General features: G+C 70.8%; 16 protein-coding genes and 2 pseudogenes. 6 read left to right on the top strand and 12 right to left on the bottom strand.

Annotation, left to right across the window (positions count from 1 at the left end):
* Positions 1 to 61 precede the first annotated feature (61 nt).
* Both ACFVVU_RS00460 and ACFVVU_RS00455 read left to right on the top strand, forming a co-directional pair.
* Positions 62 to 973, top strand: coding sequence for an endopeptidase (locus tag ACFVVU_RS00460; RefSeq protein ID WP_387787213.1), 912 nt, complete (start codon positions 62 to 64; stop codon positions 971 to 973).
* Complete coding sequence (locus ACFVVU_RS00455; RefSeq protein ID WP_387787211.1) at positions 964 to 5,442, top strand: AAA family ATPase; 4,479 nt, start codon at positions 964 to 966, stop codon at positions 5,440 to 5,442. The genes ACFVVU_RS00460 and ACFVVU_RS00455 overlap by 10 nt, the downstream gene beginning before the upstream one ends.
* 218 nt (positions 5,443 to 5,660) lie before the next feature.
* Here ACFVVU_RS00455 and ACFVVU_RS00450 read toward each other — a convergent pair whose 3' ends face one another.
* Entirely contained in the window at positions 5,661 to 6,653 is a 993-nt protein-coding gene (locus ACFVVU_RS00450) for a recombinase family protein (RefSeq protein WP_387787717.1), read from the bottom strand.
* 10 nt (positions 6,654 to 6,663) lie between these two features.
* Positions 6,664 to 7,233, bottom strand: coding sequence for a recombinase family protein (locus ACFVVU_RS00445; protein WP_387787714.1), 570 nt, complete (start codon positions 7,231 to 7,233; stop codon positions 6,664 to 6,666).
* A 98-nt stretch (positions 7,234 to 7,331) separates the two neighbouring features.
* Here ACFVVU_RS00445 and ACFVVU_RS00440 point away from each other — a divergent pair.
* Positions 7,332 to 7,469 (top strand): annotated as a pseudogene (locus ACFVVU_RS00440) (exodeoxyribonuclease III); the annotation flags it as partial.
* Between the two features lie 266 nt (positions 7,470 to 7,735).
* Here the strand turns inward: ACFVVU_RS00440 and ACFVVU_RS00435 are convergent.
* From ACFVVU_RS00435 to ACFVVU_RS00405, 7 genes and pseudogenes are all read right to left on the bottom strand, one after another.
* Positions 7,736 to 11,119, bottom strand: coding sequence for a trypsin-like peptidase domain-containing protein (locus ACFVVU_RS00435; protein WP_387787209.1), 3,384 nt, complete (start codon positions 11,117 to 11,119; stop codon positions 7,736 to 7,738).
* Positions 11,120 to 11,156: 37 nt separating this feature from the next.
* The gene (locus ACFVVU_RS00430; protein ID WP_380683898.1) at positions 11,157 to 11,525 is read right to left on the bottom strand and encodes a CU044_2847 family protein; all 369 of its coding nucleotides are present in this window, start codon (positions 11,523 to 11,525) and stop codon (positions 11,157 to 11,159) included.
* 205 nt (positions 11,526 to 11,730) lie between these two features.
* Positions 11,731 to 11,967: pseudogene (locus tag ACFVVU_RS00425) on the bottom strand (PIG-L deacetylase family protein); the annotation flags it as partial.
* Positions 11,968 to 12,034: 67 nt separating this feature from the next.
* Positions 12,035 to 14,047 (bottom strand): ABC transporter ATP-binding protein, encoded by a 2,013-nt coding sequence (locus ACFVVU_RS00420; RefSeq protein WP_387787207.1) that lies wholly within the window; start codon positions 14,045 to 14,047, stop codon positions 12,035 to 12,037.
* Between the two features lie 13 nt (positions 14,048 to 14,060).
* A complete protein-coding gene (locus ACFVVU_RS00415) occupies positions 14,061 to 14,459 on the bottom strand; it encodes a MazG-like family protein (RefSeq protein ID WP_387787204.1) in 399 nt (132 codons plus the stop codon).
* Between the two features lie 34 nt (positions 14,460 to 14,493).
* Positions 14,494 to 15,264, bottom strand: a complete 771-nt coding sequence (locus tag ACFVVU_RS00410; protein WP_387787202.1) for a hypothetical protein — start codon at positions 15,262 to 15,264, stop codon at positions 14,494 to 14,496.
* A gap of 22 nt (positions 15,265 to 15,286) precedes the next feature.
* Entirely contained in the window at positions 15,287 to 15,757 is a 471-nt protein-coding gene (locus tag ACFVVU_RS00405; protein WP_387787200.1) for a hypothetical protein, read from the bottom strand.
* Between the two features lie 122 nt (positions 15,758 to 15,879).
* On the opposite strand from ACFVVU_RS00405, the gene ACFVVU_RS00400 reads away from it, so the two are divergent.
* Complete coding sequence (locus ACFVVU_RS00400) at positions 15,880 to 17,340, top strand: hypothetical protein (protein WP_387787197.1); 1,461 nt, start codon at positions 15,880 to 15,882, stop codon at positions 17,338 to 17,340.
* A gap of 223 nt (positions 17,341 to 17,563) precedes the next feature.
* A complete protein-coding gene (locus ACFVVU_RS00395; protein WP_387787195.1) occupies positions 17,564 to 18,910 on the top strand; it encodes a cytochrome P450 in 1,347 nt (448 codons plus the stop codon).
* A 68-nt stretch (positions 18,911 to 18,978) separates the two neighbouring features.
* On the opposite strand, the gene ACFVVU_RS00390 is transcribed toward ACFVVU_RS00395, so the two are convergent.
* Entirely contained in the window at positions 18,979 to 19,491 is a 513-nt protein-coding gene (locus ACFVVU_RS00390) for a MarR family winged helix-turn-helix transcriptional regulator (RefSeq protein WP_380683889.1), read from the bottom strand.
* A 222-nt stretch (positions 19,492 to 19,713) separates the two neighbouring features.
* Between ACFVVU_RS00390 and ACFVVU_RS00385 the strand changes: the two genes are divergently transcribed.
* Positions 19,714 to 20,325: a flavodoxin family protein gene (locus tag ACFVVU_RS00385; protein ID WP_380683888.1), complete on the top strand. Its 612-nt coding sequence runs from the start codon at positions 19,714 to 19,716 to the stop codon at positions 20,323 to 20,325.
* A 319-nt stretch (positions 20,326 to 20,644) separates the two neighbouring features.
* Here ACFVVU_RS00385 and ACFVVU_RS00380 read toward each other — a convergent pair whose 3' ends face one another.
* On the bottom strand, positions 20,645 to 24,346 hold the full coding sequence (locus ACFVVU_RS00380) for a hypothetical protein (RefSeq protein WP_387787191.1): 3,702 nt from the start codon (positions 24,344 to 24,346) through the stop codon (positions 20,645 to 20,647).
* Complete coding sequence (locus ACFVVU_RS00375) at positions 24,347 to 25,777, bottom strand: ATP-binding protein (RefSeq protein WP_387787189.1); 1,431 nt, start codon at positions 25,775 to 25,777, stop codon at positions 24,347 to 24,349. It lies immediately after the preceding gene.
* Positions 25,778 to 25,807: the final 30 nt, after the last annotated feature.

The following is a 25,807-nucleotide window of genomic DNA, read 5'->3' as shown; positions in this document are numbered from 1 at the left end:
CTTTCGAAGGCGGCCACCGCCTAGAGTGGTCCCTCACCGTGGCGTGACGGCGGAGTGAGGGGTGGGCGAGCAGGTGGAACGGCAGCATGTGCTCGGAGTACACGGGATCTGGCAGGGCAGGACATCGCGGCGTGAGCTGACGAAGGATTGGACGGAGGCCCTCGAGCGAGGCGTCGGCGGCCTGCTGCGGGGCACGGCTGACGCCCCGGGCGGGTCGCCGGCCGTGCCCGCGGTGGAAGTCCCCCACTGGACAGCCCTGCTGGCTCAGAAATCCGACAGCTTGAGCGGCGCCGACCTGGTGCCTACAGACCTCACCCCGTTCACCACGGAGGAGGAGGCGTTCGTAAGCCAGGCCCTCGACGACCTGTTGACGAGCGAGGAGCGCGCCTACGCGGCCCAGACGGACCCGACGACGCTGGGCTTGCCCAAGCTGTGGCCGGCGAGCGTCACCCGCCTTGCGATGGCCTACGACCGCCGCAAGCCCTGCGGGGCGGTCGCAAAGCTCATCGGCGCGCTACGCGAGGTCCACCTGTACCTGACCCAGTCCGACCTCGCTGCCCGGGTGCGCGCCCACGTGAGCGAGGCCGCGAGCGAGCGCACCAGCGTCCTCATCGGCCATTCCCTGGGCAGCGTGATCGCCTACGACCTGATCCGGCGAGCGGAGATCGCCGCACCGGGCGCGACGGGGACTGCCTTGCACACCTTCGTGACCTGCGGCTCGCCACTGGCGATCCCCACCGTGCGGCGCGGCCTCGCGGTCCCCGACGGGGAGGCGATGGCGCTGCCGCCGCACATCCGGTGGGTGAACGTCTTCGACCCCGGGGACGTCATCACCGGCGGCGCTGGCCTGACCGCAGCGGCGCCCACCGTCATCGACGTCCAGGTCGACAACGGCCGCATCGATCCGCACGCCGCGACCCGGTACCTGCGCACCGTTCCTGTGGCCCAGGCCGTCACCGGCACGTGGACGTGACGGACAACCAGGTCCCTGCCACCTTCAGGCGCCGCCTCGTCCTGATCGCTGTCAGCGAGTACGACGAGGGCACGCAGGCGGATCGGACGAAGTTCCAGGCCGGGATCAGCGCACAGGTCGCGGTTGTAGAGGACTGGTGGGGCGGCGCCGGCCTGGATGACGGACGTCGTTTCACGCCCTCACATCCGCCCAAGCCCTTGCACAGCGTCCACGACCTGCGGGCGTTCCTCATCGACGAGGACCTCGTCGGCGCCCACGAGGACGAGGCCCTCATCATCTACATCACCGGCCACGGCCTGGCCCCTCAGGGGTCGCAGCACTTTCTGCGCCTGACAGACACGCGACTGGAACGGCCGCTCTCCACGGCCTTTCCGACCGCCGAACTCGTCACAGCCGCGCTCGACTCCCGGGCCGAGCACGTGCTGGTCATGGTCGACTCCTGCTTCTCCGGCCGCCTCAGGGCGGAACTGGACTGCTGCCTCAAGGCACTCCACCCGGACCGGAAGGCCCTGCACACTCTGGTCGTCCTGGCAGCGGGGAATGAGGACAGCACACCGCGTCTGCGAGCCTTCACCTCCGCCCTGGCCGCCGTCCATGCCCACTGCGCAGACGAGACCAGCGGCTACGCCCGCTCACACCTCAGCTGGGAGGAGTTCCACACCGTCCTGGGCACGGTCTGGAACCCCACGGAGATGGCCGACATCGAGGTCCTCTGGCCACCGTCCAGCGTGGGCCGTCGCCTCGCCGCCAGCGAACCGAGCCCCTGCCTGCCCAATCCCGGACACGCCGACACCACCCTGGTGGAGGACGCCCGCAGCCAGGTCGGGTGGAGCAGAGCCGAGCTGGACGACTACTGGATCACCCGAGCCACCGGCCAGATGTCCGGCGACGTGGGCTGGTACTTCACCGGCCGCGCCTCCCTCATCAGCCAGATGAACGACTTCCTCGCCGGCGACGACGGCGCACTCGTCGTCACCGGCCAGGCCGGCTCCGGCAAAAGCGCTCTCCTCGCCCGGCTGGTGACCCTCAGCGACCCCCGGTTCCGTGCGGACCCGGCCTACCAGCCGTACCTGGACACGATCCCCGAGCACCTCCAAGTGGCCCAGAACGCCGTCGACGCCGCAGTCCTGGCCCGGAACACCGACCCGCAGGAACTGTCCGCCGCCATCTACAAGGCCCTCACCGGACAACCCGCTCCCTCCGACCGCGACACCACCGAACACCTGCGTGCGTACGTCCGCACGGCGTCATCGGCGAGAGGTCGGCCGTTCACCGTCGTCGTCGACGGCATCGACGAGGCGCGCAGCCCCCGCCGCATCATCACCGACGTCCTGCGGTCACTGGCCGCCCCGCACTCCGACGGCTCGCGCGCTGTACGGCTCATCCTCGGCATCCGCAGCTCACCGAGCACCCACCGCCCACAGGGGATGCCCACAGGAGAGAGCGGACGCGGCCTGCTCGAACTCCTGCAACAGGCCACCAGCGCCCGAACCCCCCTGCGCACCGACGACGACACCGCCAGGAACGACATCGCCGACTACACTGCCGCCCTGCTGCGCGCCACTCCAGCGACGGGGACCCGGCTGCTATCCAGAGGCGACCACGACGTCGCCCGAACAGCCGCCGCAGTCGCACTCGAGGTCGCCCCATCCTTCCTGGACGCCCGCCTGGCGGCACAGCAGTTGCACGGCGCCGACTTCCTACCTTCGGCAGACGACTGGGTATGGCGCAGCCGGCTGAGGGCAGGGACGGAGGAACTGCTGAGGCAGGACCTCGCAGATGTCGCCGAACACAGCCGCATCCGGCCCGAGGACCTGCTGGCGGTCCTGCGTGCAACGGCGTTCGCACTCGGAGCCGGTCTCCCCTGGGCAAGGGTGTGGCCAGCTGCCGTCCGCGGTCTTGAACCGCGCTGCGAGTCGCCCGAGGCCTGCATCCGCGTGGTTCGCGACAGCCGCCTCACGGGCTACCTGACTACCGCCGTCGAGGACGGCCGAACCGTCTACCGGCCCATCCACGAACGCGTCGCAGAGGTGCTGCGCACTGATCCGGACACCTTGCTGCTGCCACAGACCCCTGTCGTGCAAGCCCTGCCCGGCCTCGAACACCTCACTGACGACCCCGCCCCCGACGGCGCCCCGGCCCACCGGCGGCTCACTGAGGCGTTCATCAGTCTGCTGACTGACCTGCCGGAGCAGCCGCCCCACCCATACCTGCGCCGTCACCTGATCGGCCACGCGGCCGCAGGAAACGTCCTCGACGACGAGCACGTCCCCGCGTCGTTTCTGCCATTCGAGTCACAGGGCCGGGTCCGAGGCGCCCTCGGGCTGCCCGTCACCGCCGATGCCACCGCCCTGCGCCTCGCGGCCTGGTCCCGCATCGAGCCGTTTCTGGGCAACGCCCCGCCCGCCGCCCGGGCTGACAGCCTTGCGCTGGCTGAACAAGCCGGTGACGCGGAGCTTCCAGCCTGCCAGGGGGCACCACCACGGCTGCCCATGCTGGCGCCGCGGTGGAACCGCCTCCAGCTGCCCACCAACGTCCTCGCGGGCACGACCGTCGGAATCTGGAAGCTGGTCGCCTTCCACACCGCCGACGGGTCAGCCGTCATCGCGGCCGCCCACGTGGACGGAACTATCACCATGTGGGATGCCCACACCGGCGTGCCCTTCGGCGCCCCTCTGACCGGACTCGGCCGCCAAGTGCGCGCCGCGGTCGTGCTTCCAGCGAGAGCAGAACGCGCAGACCCGCTACTCGTGGTTGGCAGCGACACCGGACTGTGGCAGTGTGACCCGGAAACCGGCCGAACCCGGCGGCTCGTGAGCGGTCGTATTCGAGCACTCGCCCTGACCACCACCCGCTATGGCGCCCCCCGACTCGCCGTCGCCACACCGCGCGTTGTATTCAACATCGACCCATACACCGGGGACGGCCTCACCCGACAGCCCTACGAGGTCGAAGAACGTCCCCACGACCGCCGAGTGCTGGCGGTGCACGCGCTGGAGGCGATCCCCGTCTCTCCAGAGCAGACGCTACTAGCGATCGGACAGGACGGGAATCGCGTGCCGGTCCTGGACGCGGAGACCCTCGAACCTGTCCGCCATCTGACAGCCCAAGGCCTGGGCACTGCCGCCCTCCAGGCCTTCACCACCCGGAAGGGCAAGCCCCGCCTGGCGACCGCCTCCCGCTCGGGCAAGGGCGTGCGGCTCTTCGACCCCCTCAGTGGTCAGGTGCAGCAGCACGCTCCCATCCGCCAGTCGGTCGCCTCCATGACCATCTACGACGACCACTACCACGAGCCGCTCCTGGCTCTTGGCAGCGGGGTCGACGGAAGCATCAATCTCTTCGACACGCTGACTGGGCACCGGGCCTTCTCCTTGCCGACCGAACACACCAGAGCGGTGCGCGGACTTGCCGTTTTCGGCACGCAGTGGAATCCGCTACTCGTCTCAGGTTCGCTCGACAGTGTCATTCGTCTCTGGAACCCTCGCCATGACGACACCACGCACGCGCCGATCACTGACCCGTCCGCCGAGCACATCGCCCTCGTCCCTCAGCGGGTCGGCCCGGCGCGCCTCATCAGCTCCGATCAGCGCGGCGGAATTCGAGTGCATGCGGCGGGGACGGGCCTGCCCGCACAACTGCTGCATGACCACGTCGGCGAGCCACTCGGCGGGGTTGTCGCCTTGGCGGCTGCCGTCGAAACCCCAGATTTCGCGGTCGCCTACGCAAACGGGGCCCTGCACGCGTTGACCGGAGTTGAGCGGCGGGTCCTGCACGAGCCAGTCAGGTCCACGCGCCGAAACCGGCCGGCCATCCACCGCTTGGCCTTCCTGCCCCAGACGCCGGGCCAAGGCCCGGCTGTGGTCGCCGGGTTCATCGATTCGAGCTGGGTCACCATTTTCTCCCTAGACGGCGACAAGCCCGAACGCGAGACGTTCTACGCCGACGGACCCGTGCGGGCCTTGGCTGCAACGCGGGTCCGCACCGAGGCGCCGCTTATCGCCGCGGCTGGCAAGACGGTCCGACTGATCCGCCCGGACGCCTCGTCGGTCGGATCCCTGCCTGCACACATCGGTTCCGTGCGCAGCCTGGCCTTCCTCACCCCCGCCACCGCGCCCGATCTCCTTCTTGCCACCGGCGGCGCCGATGGCGCGATCAGACTGTGGGATCCGCTCGTCCCTCGCCACGAGGCCCTGCCGACCCTCTTCGGACACCGAGGCAAGGTGGGCGCGCTGGCAGTTCTGCACCATCGGAACCGCTCCCAACCCCTCCTGGTCAGCGCTGGCACAGACGACACCACAATCCGGGTGTGGGACTGCCACGCTGGCGAGGAAATCCTGCGGTTGGTCACAGGAGCTCCGGTCACCACGCTCGCCGTACAGCCGCCCGACATCACCAGACCGGTCGACAACCAGCCAACCATCATTTTCGGCAGCCCGAAAGGCATCGCCGCAGCCGCTGTCCACCTGTAGCTGGCGGTGACCTGTCGAGGGCGAACGAATGGCGATTGTCCTCAACGGACCCCGGAAAGGTGTCCACATCCGCCCCTCTGGCTCGGGGCGGCTGGAACCCGGTCACCAGTGATGTCACACAATTCGGCATTGCCCGGGATCAGGACAGGCATAGTCACAGCTCGTCTTCCCGCCGTCAAGGGTGGTCCGTCGCCGACGATACCTGCTGGATGCCGAGGTCAGAGTGCCCCCTTCATGCACTCGTCCACCGAGGGTGCTATGACCGGCAGTCTCTCCGTGAGTTCGCTGGGCAGGTACCAGCCTTCGATGGTGGGTGTCATGTAGAGGCGGGCCTTGAGACCGAGGAGGAGTTGGCGACGGTGTTCCTGGTCAGCGCGGGTCCAGGCGTCGGCGAAGGTCTGGCCGGTCTCCACCTCGACCCAGGCCGAGGGGCGCTGTGGGAGGGCCGCGAGGCGGCGGCGTTCGTCGACCAGGACTTCTAGGGCTTCAGAGTACTCGTCGTCACCACCGGGGTAGTCGAACAGGTTGCGGCGCTTCTCCTCGCGAAGATCCTTCATGGCCTGCGTGACGTGGCTGAGCTGCTCGGTGTGGTCCTCGCCGGGGATGAACCTGCGCACCGTCATCGCCAGCCCGGCCAGGCGCTCCACCAGGCCGGCGATCGCGGCCGTGACGCGCTCGCCCTTGACTGACTGGCCCTTGCACGCGGGCTTGCCGGCCGTCTTCGCGCACCGGTAGTACTCGTAGGTCCTTCTATTCTTGGCAATGTTCACCTGCCGGTAGAACCGGTCACCGCACCGGTCGCAGTGCGCAACGCCGAGCCAGGGCGAGGCACCGTTGGAACGTTCCTTGGTGACCGACCGCTCGTCCATCGCAGCCTGGATCGCGGCCCACTCCTCGTCCGTGAACAGGGGCTTGGCCATCCGAATCGGCAGGCCCTTCGCATCGCGGGCAATCTTTCGCGTCTTCACGGAGCGGCCGGTCAGCTTCAGGCCCATGGTTGCCGGCGAGCGCAGGATCTTGCCGACGCTGGTGGGGTTCCAGTGGTTCGACGGTGGCGTCTTGCGCTTGCTCGTGTAGGTGTCGCCCTGGTTCTTGTACGCGTGGGTGGCTGGTGTATCGAATTCGGCTGCTTCGAGGGCCGTGGCGATCATCCACTGGCTCTGCCCCTCAAGGAGGAGCTTTCCCATGTAGCGGACGGCCTCGGAGGTCACCGGGTCCGGTTCAAGGGTGCGTCCTCCGCCAGGCCGGTCGACGATCCGGTACCCGTACGGCGGCTGCCCGCCGGCCCAGCGGTCCGTCTTCCGCAGATGCTTGTGGGCGGCAGTGACGCGGGCCTTGATCCGCTTGAGCTCCATCTCGGCGAAGATCGAGGCCAGCATTTAGGAAGACCTTGGCCAGCTCGTTCCCGAACGACGACCCGCGGCCCTCCCGGTAGTCGAGGGTGATGCCGTCGTCGGTGAAGACCAGGACCTTGTGGTTCTCCTCCGCCCAGTGGGCGACGTCCGCGCAGTCCTTGGCCGAGCGGAACGCCCGGTCAACTTTGGCCCAGACCATCGCGTCCCACTCGCTCTGGCGATCGGTGAGCCACGGCCCGAGGTCCGGCCGCTTCCAGGGCGTGATCTCCGCCGAGACGTCCAGGTCCTCGAACGACCCGACGATCTCCCACTCCTTCGCCAGCGCGTGCCGCGTCGCAGACTCCGCCTGCACCAGGTGCGACACCTTGCCCTCATCCCCGTGCGTGTCCGACACACGCGAACCAACCACCGCCCGAACCGGCACCGAAGCCGTCATGATGCTCACAGGAGATCCCCTACCGCCCAGGCCAGCGAGCACCCTCGAACAGGCTGCGCTCGAACGGGTGGACCTTTTTCGAAAAGGCGTCGTTCCGCTGGCGGATCGACCTCCAGGTCACCACCCCCACCCTCGCCGCCAAGGCGGTCGAGGCCTACGTCGAACGCGCCGCCACCCATGCCGAGCGGTGGAGCGACCACGCCCCGGTCACTGTGGTCTACGACCTGGAAAGCTGACCGAGACCGGTGGGCCGGGCTGCTGCCCTTGTAGACCGGCAGTCCGGCCACCGGCACGCTCGACAGCAACCTGCGACAGCCCTTCCCGGAGCCATACCGAGCTCGCAGTCATAAGGGCGCCGAAGGTCACCTCCGGCACACTCATTGCGCGCACCGCCCCTCACGCTCTGCCGCCACGCCCGGCACGGCGGCGAACCTTGGTCCCGGAACCACCCGGCCCGAGAGAAGGGGAAGCTCATGGGACAGCGTGCGCAGTCGGATCGGTCCTATCCGATCGGCAGTTGGTTTTCGGAGTCCTGCGGGCAGACGGACTGGCCGGCCTGATCGGGTGGCAGGTACACCGTCTTCTCTTCGGGGGCAAGGTCGCGGGCGACAGCCTCGCAGATGGCTCTGATCGCCGCAGCTGGCGGGACCCGGGTCCACAGCCGCGCGGTATGGTCCCGGCTTGCGGTGGCGAGGGTGCGGCCGTCAGGGCTGAACACCACCGCGGTCACCACGTCATTGTGACCGGTGAGGGTGTCGGTGGTCTTGCCGGTGGCCACGTCCCACAACCGCGCAGTGCCGTCACTGCCGGCGGTGGCGAGGGTGCGGCCGTCGGGACTGAACGCCACCGCGGTCACGAGGCCGTTGTGGCCGGTGAGGGTGGTGGTGGTCCGGCCGGTGGCCACGTCCCACAACCGCGCAGCGCCGATGTTGCCGGGGGTGGCGAGGGTGCGGCCGTCGGGACTGAACGCCAACGAGCCCACAAGGCCGGTGTGGCCGGTGAGGGTGGTGGTGGTCCGGCCGGTGGCCACGTCCCACAACCGCATGGTGCCGTCCCAGCTGCTGGTAGCGAGGGTGCGGCCGTCGGGACTGAACGCCACCGCGGTCACCCTCTTGGTGTGGCCGGTGAGGGTGATGGTGGTCCGGCCGGTGGCCACGTCCCACAACCCCGCAGTGCCGTCCAAGCTTGCGGTGGCGAGGGTGCGGCCGTCGGGACTGAACGCCACCGCGGTCACGATGTCGGTGTGGCCGGTGAGGGTGGTGATGGCCTTGCCGGTGGCCACGTCCCACAACCGCGCAGTGCCGTCACTGCCGGCGGTGGCGAGGGTGCGGCCGTCGGGACTGAACGCCACCGAGTTCACGGCACCGGTGAGGGTGGTGGTGGTCCGGCCGGTGGCCACGTCCCACAACCGCGCGGTCCCGTCCCGGCTGGCGGTGGCGAGGGTGCGGCCGTCGGGACTGAACACCACCGCGTTCACCACGTCATTGTGGCCGGTGAAGGTGGCGAGGGTCCTGCCGGTAGCCATGTCCCACAACCGCGCAGTGCCGTCACTGCCGGCGGTGGCGAGGGTGCGGCCGTCGGGGCTGAACACCACCGCGTTCACCGCGTCATTGTGACCGGTGAGGCGGCGGCGCAGGGGAAGGGCGGCGGCGGCGCGGAGGGCGGTGGCTGCCTCTGCAGTCGGGTCGGTGTGGTAGGCGGCGACGGCGAGCAGGGAGGCGAGGTCCGAGTCTGTGTCGAGGAGTGCGGTGGACTGGGCTGCGAGCTGTCGGGACTGGGCAGTGTGCTGGGCGGCGGTGGCTTTCTGCCGCTGCCAGAACGCCACCGCCGAGGTGAGCATGGCCAGGACGAGGAAGATCGCCAGAACGGCGTTGAGGCGCCTGCTGTTCCGTACGGCGGCTTCCTGGCGGCGTCGGCCCGCGTCCAGGAATGCCGCGAGGTCGGCGGGCAGACGGCGGTGGCGTGCCAGGTCCGTGCCCTCGGCGACGAGCGTTCCTGCGAGCAGGTCCCGGGGGTCGTGCTGTTCCTGCCAGCGGGTGTACTGGGTGCGGGCACGGTGGAGCCAGTCGTGGAACCGGGCGTCCTGCTCCATCCAGCGGCGCAGGGTGGGCCAGTCGCGGATGAGGGCGTCGTGGATCAGTTCGGCTATCGGTGTTCCGACCGCTGGGTCGGTCGGCCCCGGCTCCTGTACCCGGTCGGTCGTGATGACGCGGTGCCGGGATAGGACGGTCAGGACTTCGTCGACGGCCTCCAGTGCCTGGGGTGTGTCGTCGTCGGCGGCGAGTTCGCGCAGTTCGCCGAGTGGGAGCTGCTGGCGTGCTGCTGGGATGTTCAGGGCCTCGTCGGCGGGGTGAACCAGGGCGGTGAGGGCCCGTTGGGCGATGCGCTGCTGGTGTTCGTCGAGTTCGCCCAGGGCGCTGTCGCACCAGTCGGTCAGGGCTCCGGTCACGGCGCCGATGCGGCGGTAGGCGTCGTGGGTGAGGCGGCCGTCATGGTCGAGGCGGCTCTCCCAGAGCTGGCTGAGCGCGACTCCCAGAAGTGGCAGCACGGTGATCGGGGCCTCAAGGCCGGCTGCAGTGCTGGGGTTGAGCGCCAGGACGTCGGAGACGATCCGCTGTGCCAGCCCCGCTTCGAAGTCGACCTTCAGGTCGCCGGCGGGCCCAGTGACGATCGCGGTCAGTTCCGTACTCGTCAGGATGGCGGGCACATTGAGCACGCCGCGCCCGTCCAACGCGGCCTGCAGCAGTTCGGGGGCCAGGGCGGACAGCCGGGGGTAGAAGTCGTCGCGCATGACGAGGACGAGGACCACGTCGGGTGCGGGGATGGTGGACAGGATCGCCCCAGCGAGGGAGGTGAGTGCTGCGAGGGCCTTCGTCCGGGGACCGTTCGTGGATGCGAGGAGTTCCTCAAACTGGTCCACGACGAGCACCACGCGCTCATGGGCCGGGCCGGCCTCCAGTCGGCCGGCCGGAGTCGCCCCGTCGCCTGCGTCGGCGTCCACGGGCAGTCCGGCCTGTTCAAGGGCAGCCTGCAAGTCGGGGCCGGGCCGTACGACCGTCCGGCGCCAACGCTTGCTGCCCGGAACCGCCCCGCCAGCCAGCTCGGGAAGCACCCCTGCCTGGACCAGGGAGGACTTGCCCGCTCCCGAAGGCCCGAGGAGCAGCACCACCCGCGGCCCGCCCCCCAGCATCGCCACGGCCTGGCGCACCGCCTCCTCACGGCCTCGGAACCAGCGGGCATGCTCGGCGGCGAACGCCTCCAGCCCTCGGTACGGCGATACGGCGCCCACCTTGAGCGAGGGCCGAGCCCCCCGCAGCACTTCGGTTGGTGTGGCGTAGGCGATTCCCTGACCCCGGCCGCGGCCGTCAGGCGCTGTTATCGCGGTGACCATGCCGACCACCAGGCCGGTCGCCTCGTCGAGGACGGGCCCGCCGCTGAACCCGGTGGTCAGGTCGTTGGCACCGGTCAGCTGCAGCAGATCACCGGTCCGGTCGGCTGCCGGCAGGAGCCCGACGACTTCGGCCGAGCCGAAGTGCCCGCCTGGCGGGGCCTGGATGGGGAAGCCGAGCGAGCGGACCCGGTGCCCACGGCAGCCCACCGCAGATCCCAGCACGAGCGGGGCCGTGCCCACCGGCACGTCGTCCAGCAGGACCAGGGCAATGTCCTCCTCCCGTCGGTCGCGCCACCCCTCCTCCAGGACCCGGCCCGTCGGCGCCGGAGTACCAGGCAGGCGTGGGAAGACCAGCTGCACCACGTCCCCGGGACCGTAACCACCGTCGTCCAGGACGTGTGCGCAGCTGATCAGCAGGTTCTCGGCGATCAGGAAGCCCGTTCCCAGCACCGTCCCGTCCCCGTCGCGGATCTGGGCGACCGCGGCGGTCAGCACATCGGGAGTGCGGGGGCCACGCCGGGCATCCACGGGATCAGTCCGCCGCCGCGGCGCCCGGTGCGCGGATAGGACCGGTGTCGGCGTCGACGTCTTCCCTGCGCCATGTCAGCTTCACGGTCAGATGGCAGTTCGCGGCCGTCTTGGTGATCACGACCCCTGCCTCCGTGGCGAGATCGACCCCGAACTCGACCTCCAACTCCGCCGGCCCCGCATCGCGCAACCGCGCCAGCACAGTGCGGGCCAGATCGCTGACCGGCTCCAGGGCGGCGCTCAACCCTGTCGGCAGCTCACGGATCGCATCGCCGACCCGGCCCGCCTTCACCGGCCCGATCGCGCCGTCTGCGGCCTCGACCAGGACCGAGCCCCCGCCGTCAAGCGGCACTCGCGCCAACTGCTGCCCCATCAGTTCCCTCCCTTGCCGCTTTCCCGTGGCGGCCACACCGACAAGCTACTCGCGGCAAGGTGGCGGCACCGAGAGAACGGATGAACCAAAGAAAGGGCATCCGTCCGGATCGAGGTGGGACAGGTCCGCCAACGAAGGGCAGGAGGACGTGGTGGACGCCCGCATCAAGGTTCGCCGCCCCGGGGAGGGCGTCGCCGCACTCATCGGGTACGGACTCCGGGACGCGGTGGTCGGCGTAGCCGAGCATCGTCGGCCGGCCCGCGCCCAGGATCTCCAGGGAGTCGGCGAGTTCGGCGGCGCGTTGGGTGTCCGGGGCCCAGGTGGCGGTGACCACCGCCGTCCGTGCGCCGCGCGCGGTGTGCCGGGCGAGGACCCCGCCGGCGAGGAGCGCCTCGTCGTCCGGATGGGCGACGACGGCGAGCAGGGCGGATGGCTGTAGCACGGAGGTCCTCTTCGTCGTGGTGTGGCCGAGGAGATGGTGGAGGCGGGTGGGTTCCCACCCGGCGGGGTCAGGAAGGTTCCGGGGCGGGGGCCGGCGTGTCCTGTGCCGGGTCGGTGTCGCGCTGGTGGGGGATGTCGGTGTCGTATTGGCGGGCCTGCAGCAGATACGCCGCCCGGTACCGGGTTGCGGGCCGGCGGGCCATGAGGTCGGCGTGGCTGCCCTCCTCCAAGAGCCGGCCGTGGTCGAGGACGAAGATCTGGTCGGCCTTCGCCGTCGCGCCGAGGCGGTGGGTGATCAGAATGACGGTGATACCCAGGTCGGTGAGCTGGCGGATCTGCTCGAACGCTTCGACCTCTGCCTGCGGGTCGAGGGCGGAGGTGGGTTCGTCGACGACGACCAGCGCAGGCAGGCGGTTGGCGGTGTCGGGTGTGGTCAGGCGCAGGCGGGTGCGGGCCAGGGCTACCTTCTGCCACTGCCCGCCGGAGAGTTGGACACCGCCCTCGAAGCCCTTGGCGAGGAGAGTGTTCCATCCGCGGGGCAGTTCTTCGATCACCGGCTGGAGGTCGGCGTAGTCGGCGGCAGTGTCCAGGTGCTTCTGTTCGAGGGGGACTTCGGGCCGCCCCAGCAGCAGATTGGCCCGCAGGGTGAAGATCCACCGCTGGAAGTTCTGTGCGAGCAGGGCCACGGAGCGGAACTGCTCGTGGCGGTCGGCGGTCGCGGTGTCGATGCCGTCCCACAGCACCCGCCCCTGGTGGGGCTGGTAGACGCCGCACAGGATGTTGGCCAACGTCGACTTGCCCGATCCGTTCGCCCCGACGAGAGCCACCACCTTCCCGCGCGGGATGGTGAGGCTGACGTTGTCCAGTGCCGGGGTGTCGCGGCCGGGGTAGCTGAAGGTGACGTTCTCGACGGTGATCGTCTCCGGGCGCTCGGGCAACGGTGTTCCCCCAGTGGGGATCGCCCGGCGGTGGCCCTCGCGCCGCAGCTGGTCGAGATCGCGGACGAACAGCGACTCCTCGTAGAGGCGGTTGACCTGGGAGACGAGGCCGCCGATGCTCGCCGATCCGGTCCGGATGGCCACCACGGCCGTGCCGGCGGCGGCGAGCGGGATCGAACCGTTCAGCACGAGCCAGCCGAGCAGGGCGAACGCGCCGGTCGTCGCGATACCGGCCAGCGTGGCGGTGAGCAGGTCGGTGCGGGCACGGGCGCCGGCGAGGCGGGCCTGCTCCTGTTCGGCGGACTCGGCCATCCGACCGTAGTGGTGGAGCAGAAACGGGCCGCTCGCGTGAACGCGCTGCTCGGCCGCGGAGTAGGGGCGGATCATCATGTCGGCCAACGCGTTGCTGGCCCGGGAGTGCTGGAGCCATGCCCGGGTGGAGGCGTACTGGCGCCGCGCGGTGAGCACCGCGCCCCAGCCGCGCGGCGCGGTGATCAGCACCAGCATCGGCAGCATCGCGGGGTGGAGCAGGGACAGGACACCGGCTGCGGAGATCAGGGACAGGCCCGCGGTCAGGACGGAGGTTGCCTGGCCGATGATGTTCTGCAGGGACATCGCGCCCCAGCGGGCGCTGTCGACCTCTGCGAGGAACTCCGGGTCCTCAATGGCCTCCAGCTCGGACCGGCTGACGATCCCCAGGAACTCCACCGTCGCGCGGCGGAACACGGCGGGCTCCAACGTCCCGCCCGCCCAGCCGGATACCACCGACAGGACCGAGGAGAGCGCGGCCAAGAGCCCCACGGCGGCGACCGCCGGAACTGCGGCACGCAGGACGTGCCCGACCTCACCGGGCGCGAGGAGCGCGGTCAGGGCGCGGTTGGTCGCGATCAGCGCGGCAGCCGCCGCGAGGCCGCGCAGCACCTCCGCGCCGACGAGGGCGACCAGGGCTCGCGGGTCGGCCTGCCACGCCATCCGGCCGGCCAGCCGCAGGAACCGCGGCATCTGCCGGGCCACCGACCAGAACGTCACCTCCCCGCTGGCCATCTCGTGCTTGGCCCAGCCGTAGTCGTACTTCATCGGCCCCCCGAACAGCAGTTGCTCGCTGTCGGAGACCTCCTCGGCGCTGTTCGGCCTACTGCTCATCCGGGTCCTTCCGTCAGCGGGTGGGCGCGGCGTGGAGCCCGGGAACGGGGGCGGACTCCCGTCCCCGGGCTGCGGCTTGGGTGCTCAGGCCGGTGCGCTGCCGCTCGTATCGCGGGCGGCGACCTGGCGCAGGTGTTCGTCGAAGAACCGGCGGGGGGTCGCCGCCCATCCGGGCGAGCATCACGAGGGCGGACAGCGCCACGTCGCAAGTCTCCTTGCGCACGTCGTCCCAGTCGTGGGAGAAGCCCTTGCGGGGGTTGGCGCCGAGTGCCCCGATGACGGCTTCCGCGACTTCCCCGGCCTCTTCCTGGAGCTTGAGGGCCTGGACGGTCCAGCGCAGCTCGTCACTGCGGTCGAAGTGCTTGTCGAGCGCGGTTGCAAGGGAGTTGACGATTTTCCAGGTCTCTTCCATGGGCAAGAATCCTGTCGCTGTTCGAATGGGGCAATCAAGCCGATTTGGAATCTGGCGGTTCCCGGCGAGCCCGGCTCTTTTCGATCCCCGGCCGTTCCGGCGCGGCTCGACGGCAGGGCCGCTGACCTGGGGGTTGCCGTCGCCAGCCGCCGGCCAGGTCGTCGATGATCTTTTCGGTGGTGTCGAGCGCGGTCTCCAGTTCTTCGCGCGGCGGGTCGGGGAGGGTGCCTTCGCCGAGCCCGCACGCGGTGATCTGCCGGGTCAGCCGGTCGTGCTGGTGGCTGCTGAGGAGGCTGGTGCAGTCGGGGTGGGCGAGCAGGTCGCGGGCGGTGCAGCCGTCGGGTCGGGCGAGGGTGCGGTCGATCAGTTCGACGGCGACGGGGTAGACCTGCAGTGTGTCGATCCCGACGGCCGCGTCAATGGCGGACAGCGCGAGGCGGGTGGTGAAGACGTCGAGGCCTGGGTGGGCGAGGTCCAGGTTGCGGTAGTGGGCCAGGAGCCGGGCCCGGTCGCGGTCGTGGTCGGTGCACAGCAGGGCCAGGCAGGTGGTGACGGGTGGGTGGGAGCGCAGGTGCGCGTTCGCCTGGCGGTGGCACCAGGTGCGCGCCAGGCCGGGCAGACCCGCGTCGGAGGCCAGCAGTGCCGCCCGGTTGTGTACGAGCGCGGCCTCGGCGAGGTCGCGCTCGTGCCCGGCCTTGCGGGCCCGGACGGCAGGGTCCGCGACGCGCCGCGACAGCGGGGTGCAGACGGGGCGGGTCCGGGCGACGAGGGGGAAGCGGCGGGCGAGGGGTCCGACGGGGTCCACGGCTGCTACTCCCAGGTGACGGTCATCGGGGTGGACGGGCGCTCGAGGACGAAGCGCCCCCGGGCGGGGGCGGCGTCCGGCACGGCGGCCGGGATGGCGAAGTGCACGGTGCGCTCGCGGAAGCCGGCGTCCCACGCGGTGATCTCGGCCGCGACGCCAGGGCGCCGATCAGGGCTGCGTTGTAGCCGGTTCCCGCCCCCAGTTCCAGGACCCTGTCGCCGGGCTGGATCCCCAGCTGATCCAGCATCATCGCGAGGATCGTCGGCCGGGAGGCGGCGCTGACCGAGGCGCCGGTGGCGTCGGTCTTCGTGTACACCGCGTCGTCGGCGTACGCCTGCGCGAGGGGGACGCCGGGGACGAACAGGTGGCGCGGAACGGTGCGGATCGCGGCCAAGACCGCGGGTGTGCGGATGGTGTTCTTGGCGGTGAGGCTGTCGGCGAGCTTGTTGCGCAGCTCGTCGGCGGAGGGGGCGTCGCTGGTGGTGGTCGTCATGTCGCGGACCTTACGCCGGACGCTCGTGCCCCTGTGATTCCGCGAGATTGACGACGCCGCGACTGGAGAGAACTCTCCTGAAGGTGTACGGGGTGCAACGACCACGCTGGGGACGACATCTCATGGGCACAGCAGGGCACCTCCACGAACGAGGAGACTCCGCCATCGCCACCGCTCTGTACGGACCGGACCTCTTCCGGCCCGACGGGCTGACCGCGAGCCGCCTCGCCGCCGACATGCGACGCATTCCCGATCTCAGGAAGAGCTGGAACCCAACTGTGGGAACCCGGCTGTTCGACAGCCGCAATCCGGTCGGCACCTACGACTCCCACATGAAAGGCATCCCCCTCGAAGAGAACCTGGCCAAGACCCGGGCCCTGAAGGACTTCCCCGACCTTCCCCTCGCCCTGGACGCCCCACGCCGCCGCGGCTTCGCCGCCCGTGGCACGGCGCTGCTGCGGGCCATGACCGAAACGATCCCGGCACCCGACACCCCTTTCTGGCACGCAGTGGCCGAACAGACCTACGGGTACGCCTGGTGCCTCGTCGACAACAACCGGCTGTGTCGGGAGTGCGTGCACGGATCCTGCTCCGTCAGCCTGTTCGACTCCTTCGCCGACTACTACCACTTCGCCGAACAGATGCCCGAGACCCTCGACATCTGCGCTCAACGCGTCGTGGAGTACATCAACCACGTCCACCACGACCACGCAGCCGACGGCGAGGAACGCAAGATCATGGACGCCTGGCTGGCGTCAACCCAAGCCATCTACGCCGATGTCCTCCACCCCAAGGCCGAACGGCTTCGTCTCCCCGACGACGAGCTCCGCACCGTCCGATACCGCGTGATCAACGCCGCGATCCGAGCGTTGACCCTCCAAGCCCGCCACGAGCAGGGCCCACTCACCGGAGACGACAACACCATCGACGCGGTCGCGCTGGCCGCCGTGGTGACGCACGATGCCTGTGACCGCCGCCACGACAACATCGCCAACGAGTACTACAACGCCCTCACCTTCACCGCCGCCCACACCGGCGTGGAAAGTGTCGACATGGTCCGCCGGTTCTGCACCGATGTCTGGGCCTGGGCCATCGACCGAGGTGCCGACTGGGCCCTGCACATCGCAGGCCGACTGCTGGTCTGGCAGGTCTACATGGCGCGCTACCAAGCCGACGTCCTCCTCGACCACCTGACCACCCCCGCCCGCCGAAAGCGAGCCGAGGTCGACCCCTACGGCGACCCCGTACTCAACACCCTCAACCCTCTGCCGCCCAGCCCCACCCCCGACGACTACGACCTGCGCTCGCGCTGCCAGGACAGAGCCCGCTACGACCACCTGCTCCACACCTGCCTGGTCCACTTCCGGAACTGCCCCGGATGCCGCGGCTACGACACCGCCACCTGGCAGCAGCGAGTCCCCCTCATCGAGGCGGCCTACCGCACCAAGTACACCGACTGCCGCTGCCTGAACACCCTCGGCACCTACTCGATCCTCGCCTCGCTCGATCGCCTCTGGTGGGCGGCGGACCCCTCGTCCCGCTACACCGGACCGACCGGCGAATGGTCCCCCTTGCTCTGCTGATCCCCTCTTGCGCTCGCCTGCCACGGCCACACCGCCTCCCGCTGGCCCCAACCGCCGTGTCATCCCGTTCAACCGGCTTCAACCGGCGCACGCCCCGGTGGCGGGCACCCGCACCGCCGGTGTCCGGTGCCTTTGAGCGCCGGTTCCCGGCGTGCCTGAACCGCGCCTGCCGGGGGTGTGCAGCGGGCCGGAGATCACGTCGTCCGACACTTCTGGAGTTCGAATGATGGATCGATCGAGGGTGCTCGATGCCCCCGGTGCCCTTCCGCTGTTGGGGCACGCGTGGGAACTGTGGCGCCGGCCGCTGGCGTTCCTGTCCTCCCTGGCGGGAACGTGTGACGTGGCCGTGCTGCGGCTGGGACCCCAGCGGGCGCATCTCCTGGTCAGTCCCGAGGCGGTGTGGGAAGTCCTGGTGACCCGCAATCACGACTTCAACAAGGGCGCCCTGTTCGAACGGGGAAGGGCGGTCACCGGGAACAGCATCGTCGCCTCGGAAGGGGACTTCCACAAACGTCAACGGAGGCTGCTGCGGCCGGCGTTCTCGGTTTCGCGGTTCGGCGCCTACACCGAACTCGTCCGCGACGTCGCGCAGGACATGTCGGCGCGGTGGCACGCCGGCCGCACCATCGCGGTCGACCAGGAGATGTTCAGGATCAGCGCCGCAGCGGTGACGGTGTGTCTGTTCTCGGCGCCGGGAGTGGCGGAGGAGGCCGCCGCGGTGGCGATGCGGTCGATGCCGACGGTGGCCACCGGTGTCGCCATGCGGGCCCTGTTCCCCTCGCAGCTGCCGTTCCGGCTCCCGCTGCCCACCAACCGGCGCTACGAGCGGTCGCTGCGCGATATGCACGCGGTGATCGACCGGATCATCGCCGACTACCGTGCCACCGGGGTTCGGCACGGCGACCTGTTGTCCATGCTGCTGGACGCACGGGACGAGGAGAGCGGAGAGCGGATGACGGACGCCCAGATCCACGACGAGTGCGCCGGGCTGCTCGCGGTCGGGTCCGAGACCACCGCCCGCACGCTGGCCTGGCTGTTCCACGTCCTGGGATCCCTTCCGCAGGTCGCGGGGAAGGTACAGGCCGAACTCGACGACGTCCTCGGCGACGGCCCGGTGACGTACGAGGCCATCACCCGCCTCGACTACCTGCCCCGCCTGGTCCACGAGGTGCTGCGGTTCCACTCGCCGGCGTTCCTGTTCACCCGCTCCCCGCACGCCGACCTCGACCTGGGCGGGCACCGTGTCCCGGCGGGGACGCTGATGCTGTGGAGCCCCTACGTCCTGCACCACAACCCGGCGTTCTTCCCCGCGCCCGAACGGTTCGACCCGGACCGGTGGATCGAGCCCACCGTCGAAGCGCGGCGCGCCTTCCTGCCCTTCGGCGCCGGCCCGCACCGCTGCATCGGCTCCGCGTTCGCCGTCAACGAGATCATCACGATCCTCGCCACCGTGACCCGCCACTGGCACCTGACCCCGGCCGGCACCGGGCCGGTGCGCTCCACCGCACTGGCCATCCACTTCCCCACCCGCCTGCCCATGCTCCCCGTCCCTGTCACCGCCGCGCGCTAGCCACGCCTCCGCCGCCGACCGGGCCTGCCGCACCCGGGCCTGCCGGGCCGAGGAGCTGCGGCTGCGGCTCACCTGCGGACGAGCACGCCCTCCTCGACGGCGGCCAGCGCGTCCCGCAGCATGCGGTTCAGCAGTTCCGCCTCCGCCTCGGGGATCCGGGCGACGATCCGAGCGTGCGCCGCGGTCACCGCGCGCACGGAGTCCTCGGCGACCTCGACCCCCCGGGGCGTGAGGCGCACCCAGGAGCTGCGGCCGTCCCCGTCGTCGGCCTCGCGGGTGACCAGTCCGGCCCCGGCCAGGCGCTTGAGTACGTTGCTCGTGCCGCCGGAGGACAGCAGCAGCGCGTTGGTCAGTTCGGTGGGCTTGAGCCGGTACGGCTCACCCACCCGCCGCAGCACCGCGAGCACTCCGTACTCGGCCTGGGTCATCCCGAGGCGGTCCAGCTCGCGCGCCGCGACCTCGTCGAAGGCAGCGGTCAGCAGCGCGCTGCGCTTGGCCAGCTCCAGCGGAAGGCCTGCGATCTCGGGCAGTTGGACGTGCCAGGCCGAGATGATGTCGTCGACGTGGTCCGGTTCGGACACGGCCGTCCTCCTTGCTCTCTCTCGCCCTCGCCCTCGGTGCCTCGACCGGGCGGGGCTCTCCAGGGTAGCTCGGCGCAAAGCTATCTCAAGAGGCACGGACCTCTTCTCCATCGCTCCCACCACCCCTGTTGCCCACCACGGCGGAGGGCGCTATGTTCAATCCCAGGCGAAAGCTTTTCACATAGCTTTCTTGTGAAGTATTGGTGCAATCGGGGAGTGATCATGCAGGCTCGAATCGCCGTCGCCTACCACAGCGGGTACGGCCACACCGCCAAGCAGGCCGAAGCGGTCGCCGCCGGCGCCGGCAAGGTCGAAGACACCACGGTGCAGCTGGTCTCGCTCGCCGAGCTGACCGACGAGCTGTGGCAGACCCTGGCCGAAGCCGACGCGATCATCTTCGGCTCGCCCACCTACATGGGCGGCTCCAGCGCGGTCTTCCGCACCTTCGTCGAGGCGACGTCCCAGGTCTGGGGCGACAACATGCAATGGAAGAACAAGATCGCCGCGGGCTTCACCAACAGCGGCAACATGGCGGGCGACAAGCTGCACACCCTGATCAACATCGCGCTGTTCGCGGCGCAGCACGGCATGATCTGGGTCGGCCTGGCCGAGTACGGCGGCTGGAACACCTCCACCGGCAGCACCGAGGACATCAACCGCCTCGGCAGCTGGCTCGGCGCCATGTCGCAGTCCAACAACGACGAGAGCCCCGAGGTCACCCCGTCCGCCAGCGACCTGCGCACCGCCGAGGCGCTGGGCCGCCGGGTCGCCGAGGTCATCCACGTCCAGCTGCGCGGCCGCGCCGCCACCGAGCTCGAAGCGGCCGCGGTCTGACATGGCCGAGGCCGGGACGGCTCGCGCACGCGCGGTCTGGGCTGCGCGACGGCCCACCCCGACACCACCGGCACCGCACGAACGACCGCCCCACTGGGCGGAGGAGGGCCCCGCGACCGCGTGGCTCCCTCCGCCCAGGTGGCCCACGTCCGCACAGTCCTTGGCCGAGCGGAACGCCCGGTCCACCTTCGCCCACACAGACGCAAACACGCCCCGGTGACCGTGGTGTTCGACCACCAGTTCTGGCAGCTCTCCACGGCAGGGCTCCTCAGGAAGCCGGGCCCAGGGACCGCCCCGTCCATCGCGTGACCGGCCCCGGTCACCCGGACCACTCGGGGAAGAGCAGGAGCCGGTCGAGCCCGTCCAGGCGAACCGACTCCCCCATCCCGATCATCCGCATGATCTCCCCCGGAAGCCGTTCCTGGTCGAGGCCGAGCAAGGCCGTGGGCAGGGGGGCCGGTTCACCACCACCGGCGTCGCTACTCCCGGCATCACCGGCGCGGAGCAACACGCTGGGCAGGAGGGCGCCCTGGGCCTGCGCGGCGGCTTCCGCGGTCAGCAGGGGGAAGATCCTGGCCGGAGCGCCGAGCCGGTCCCAGCCGAGGCGGTCGAACAGGCCCGGATCCAGTTTCAGGGAGAGGTCGCCGGTCAAGCGGCGCACGCGTGCGGCGAAGAGCGGCCACCGGGTTCCCGGCACCGAGACGAGCATCACGGTGTCCTGACAGACGGCTCGTAGCGCTGCCCAGGCTTGCGGGGTGCGGTCGCGCACGTCCTTCCGGGCGTGGGCGAGGTCCGGGCTGCCGCCAGTGCCCACCAGCTTTGCCATCAGGACCGGTTCCAGGAGCGTCCAGGCGATCCGGTCGGGAAGCAGGACCGCGTCCAGGTCCCCGGTCGCCTCCGCGACCACCGTGGTCCGGGCACTGAAGTCCGCCGGACGGTCGAAGAAGCGGTCCCGCAGGCCTCCGTGACGGCCGGGGAGGATCGTGGTCAGGTCCGCGAGCGTCGCCCCGCCGCCCCCGTTCTCGCCCCCGTTCCCGCCCTCATTCCCGCCCGGGCCGAGCAGGGCGTCGATGGCCTCCTGGAGCCGGACGCGCTCCTGGCCGATCACGTGGGCCGACGCTTCGAGCGCCATCAGGCGCCGCAGCCGGGAGGCGCGGAAGACGACCTGCCGGTACAGGTCGTTGAGGGTACTGCCCAGCAATCGCCCCTCGTGGACGATCACCGGGCGCAGGTCGGCGGGCAGCACCGGGAGCCGGCGCAGCAGTGCACCCCGAGGAGGTTCCTGCCCCCGCCGGGCGAACATCAGCCGCAACGCCTCGGCCCCCGTGCACAACGAGCCGTCGTCGGACCGGGGCCTCTCCCCCGCGGGCGGGCTGACGAGCCCTGCGCGGTCGCCCGCCCTGACGACGTGGCACCGCTCGTGGACGATGTCCGCCAGTGTCCCGCGGTCGAGATCGAGCGCCTCGCACAGCCGCTCCCGGTACCAGGGGTGGACCATCGGCGCAGCCAGTTCGATGTGGCCCGCCCGTCGACGCCGGACCTCGCTGCCTGTCACCTCCACCCCACACCTCGGGCAGACCTCGCCTACGTGGTGTCGGCCCCGGAGCCTCCCGCAGCCGCACCGGTGGTCGCGGACCGGTCCGAAGACGCTCTGGCAGGCCAGGCCGCCCGGCTCCGGCAGCCGGGTCCGCAGGTTCCAGGTGTCAGCGTTGCGCACCTCGCCGGAGGACACGGCGAGGACCTGCTCGTCGTCGACGGCCTGGAAGGACAGCCGGTTCCCGTCCCACACCGGCTCGACGCAAGCGGCGCGCAGTAGTCGGCCCCAGTTGCGGACCGCCTCCAGCGGTGCGGAATCCCATGTGGGTGCCTGCCCGGACGGTGGCAGCGGGATCTCCCGCAACGACGTCCTGCCCATGAGCAGGAGTTCGTGGAAACCGAGGCGCCCGTCGACGGCGTCGCTCCGGAGTGCGTGGATCTCGAAGGCGGTTCGGCTCGCGCCGTGTCGCAGCAGCCAGGCCAGGTCGGCGAGTCGGACGGGTTGCCCCGGGTCGCTTTCCTCGGTCCGTATCGGGAGCTGCTGAACCAAGGAGTACCGGCCGGTCGCCCGGGCGCGGACGACGGATCGGGAGCGCTCGTCAGGACGGAGGCGGACGCCGACGATCCCGGGTTCCCCGCCGGCCGCCCAGGGGTGGTCGGGGCCGACGAGCACGTCCGCCCCGCGGCCGTCGTGGGTGCCGCACACCACCGCCCTGGAGCCGTCCGGGCCGTACAGGACGTCGCCGGTCTCCAGGGGCTCCGTCGTCGCCAGGCTGATGCTGATCCTGACGCGCTCGTCGGGGCGCAGCACCCCGTCCTGAATCACCCGGGCCGGCTGCCAGTCGGCCTCGAAGCGTTCGGCCGTCGTCGTGGTGATGTGCACGCTCAGCACCCGCGCGGGGTGGCGGCCGGCCCATCGGAAGGACGCATCGCGGTGTTCGTGGGCCTTCTCGCCGAAGATCGCGCGCAGCAGCCGCTGCTCGTCGGTCAGGCTCTCCTCGGTGCGGGGTGTGCTGATGCCGACGAGGAGGTCACCCGGTTCGACCGTCGCGCCGGGCAGCACGATGCCGTCCGGGGCGAGCACCCGGCAGAGGTCGGGCTTCACCTCCGGCGGCTCGGCGGTGAGTTCGTCGGGTCCGAGCGGGGTCGTGCGCAGGGACACGCCGACGTGCTCCAGGCCCGAGCCGGAGAGGCTCCCGGGCGCGGACAGGCCGGGTGAGACCAGGGCCGCGTCGCCCCGCAGGTCCGGGGAGACGGCCACCTTACAGGGCCGGTAGAGATCGACGCCGCGTGCCAGGGCGCCGTCAGCGGGCTGTTCGGCGGCGAGGGCGTAGCCGACCCTGCGGGCGAACCTGGCGGTGAGCCCGTCGGAGGGTCGGCGGCGCGCGGGGCGGCGGGTTCCGGCCTGGGTGGCGATGACGGCCCGCAGTTCGGACCCGGCGGGGAGGTTGCGGCCGGTGACGGCGCGCCGGAAGGCGGCCTCCAGGATCCGTTCGACGTCGGTCTGGCGGTCGTACCGGGGCTGGTCCGCGATGGTGACGAACTGTCCGGTCGGCCGGTCCTGTCCGCGCCGGTCCCGGACGTCGCCGACCCAGAGCAGGTCCGGCAGGTCGAAGACCAGGTCGTCGTCCCGTTCGGTCAGTCCGAGCAGCAGGGGCAGCTGCATCAGTTCCAGACTCCGGTGGTACCCCGGCTGCCCCGGTCGGCGGATCCTCAGGTCGAGGGTGAGCGGGATCCGGCAGTCGGAGGGGTGCACGCCGCCGTTGCGGATCCGCCGCCAAAGGCTCAGCGTCACCCGGGTTCCGCACCGGTCGCAGGTGACGTACCCCGCCGTGGTTGCGCACCTGGGGCACCGGGGGCGCTGCGCGGGCAGCCGGCCGTTGCCGGAGACCGCTCGGCAGCGGCACGCGTGGTCGTAGCGGGCGGCGTGCCCCGTCCGGTGTCCGCAGGAGCAGGCCCAGGTGCCCAGGTGGTAGCCGGTGAGGTCCACCTCGACCGGCGGCTCCCGGCCGTCGTCGTCCTCCGTCAGCCGCATCGGGAACAACCGGTTCAGGGCCCGGTGCAGGCCGGTCTGCCGCCGGTCGGCTGCGGGCACGTCGAGCTGGAGGAAGTCGGCGAAGCCCTGGCAGTGCCGTCGGTGCAGGAGCGCGTAGTCGTCGTCGCGCTCGATCGAACGCCGGCCGAAGAGCAGCCGCGCGTAGCGCAGGGGGTCGGGCCGGACCCCGGTGAAGTACGCCAGGCCGAGGTCGAGGTCCTCGCGCAGGGCGAGTTCGCCGAACCGGCCGAGGCGCAGCTCGCGGAACTCCTCGTCGGTGAGGAGGTCGTGCACCTCGTCGGGGAGGTCGTCCTCGACGGCGTAGCGCACGACGGTGGAGAGCGCGTAGTCGCTGCGGTGCGTGCGCCACTGCCGGGCGTCCAGGGCCAGTTGCTCGCGGTAGGTGCCCTGCGCGATGCCTGCGGCGACACGGTCGCGGAAGGACGGCATCTAATGCTTCTCCAGGAAGTATTCCCTGAACCGGTTGTGACAGAAGGTGTAGGACTGCCGGTGCTCGCCGGTGCGCAGCAGGAACCGCTGCAGGTCGCGCAGCACCCGTTCGAGCGTCCCGCCGGTCAGGCCGGGGATGCGGAGCAGGTCGTCGCGGTGCAGGGGGGCGTATGCCGCCAGGATCCGGCCGAGCACCTGGTCGTGCAGGTCGGTGTCGACGGACCGGTGGAGCTGGTCGAACTGCTCGTCGAGGTAGGGGTACAGGCCGTTGGGGGTCCGTCGGACGGTCTCCGGGGTGAGCCTGCCGTGTTCGACGTCCTCGACCAGGAAACGCAGGTAGAAGGGGTCTCCCTCGGACACCTCGTGCAGGGCGTCGACGAAGCCGGCCCGGTGGCCGAGGGCGGCGCCGGCCGGGCCGGCGTGGTTCAGCAGCAGCTCCCGGACGGCTTGGGTGGCCAGGCCGCCGAGCGTGACCCGCAGACCGATGTCGTCCGGTGTCAGTCCCACTTCGGAGAGGTAGGAGCGCTCGCCCTGGGAACGGGCCGACAGCAGGACGAAGAGGTTCTTCGGCAGGCGTCGCGGGAGGAGGCCGTACAGGAAGCTGGGGTGGCGGTCCACCTCGTCGATGGCATCCAGCACCAGCACGGTGGGGTCGTTGCGGTCGGTTCCGACCACTTCGAGGAACCGGGCCGCCAGCGCGCGCCCGCCGACGGGGGCGGCCCGGTGCGGGTCGAGCTGCTCGCAGAGGTTGGCGAGCAGGTCGTCGAGCCGGGTCGGGTCGAAGGCACCGCCGGCCGTCTTGTAGCGCTGACTGATGAAGTGGTAGAGGTAGCCGGGCTGTTGTCGGACCAGCACGGCCAGCAGCGAGGTCTTGCCGTACCCGGAGAGCCCGTCGACGAAGACGTATCCGCGGTCGTGCCCGGCGATGTGCTCGCGGATGGCGCCGACCTCGCGGTCGCGGCCCGCGAACTTCTCGGTGTGGTGGTCCAGCAGGTGCTGGAAGAACCGCCGTGATCCGCCGGTCGACGGCCCTTGCCCGGCGCACGGGAGCGGGGTCGCGGCTGGTCCCGTCTCCTGGGTGAGGGCGCGCGCCCACAGCTCCCCGACCTGTTCGGCTACCGCTGCTTCTTCACGCCCGGCCAGACGCGCCAGGACGGTGGCCACGGCCACGGCGGCTTCGACCTGGCGCGGGAGGGTGGACTCCGACAGGATCCGGCGGACGGTGTCTCCGCTCGGCGCGTCCGGGAGGTCGTCGTCCTGTGCGATCAGATACGCGATGTCGTCCGTGGCCGGAGCGCCGGCGCGTGCGTAGAGCTCGTACAGGAGGGCCTTGAGTTCGCCCAGCGGACCGGGTTCGACGACCGGCGGCCGGACGGGCCGTGGCCGTGGCCGTGATGTACGGCGCCCTGCGCGCGGCTGTTCGTCCCTCATGCGCCAAGCATCGCGCAGCGCTTGCCCCGT

It is taken from the genome of Kitasatospora sp. NPDC057965 (genome assembly GCF_042887135.1).
In the GTDB taxonomy this organism is placed as follows: domain Bacteria; phylum Actinomycetota; class Actinomycetes; order Streptomycetales; family Streptomycetaceae; genus Kitasatospora.
This window is presented reverse-complemented; position numbering and strand designations above follow the sequence as displayed.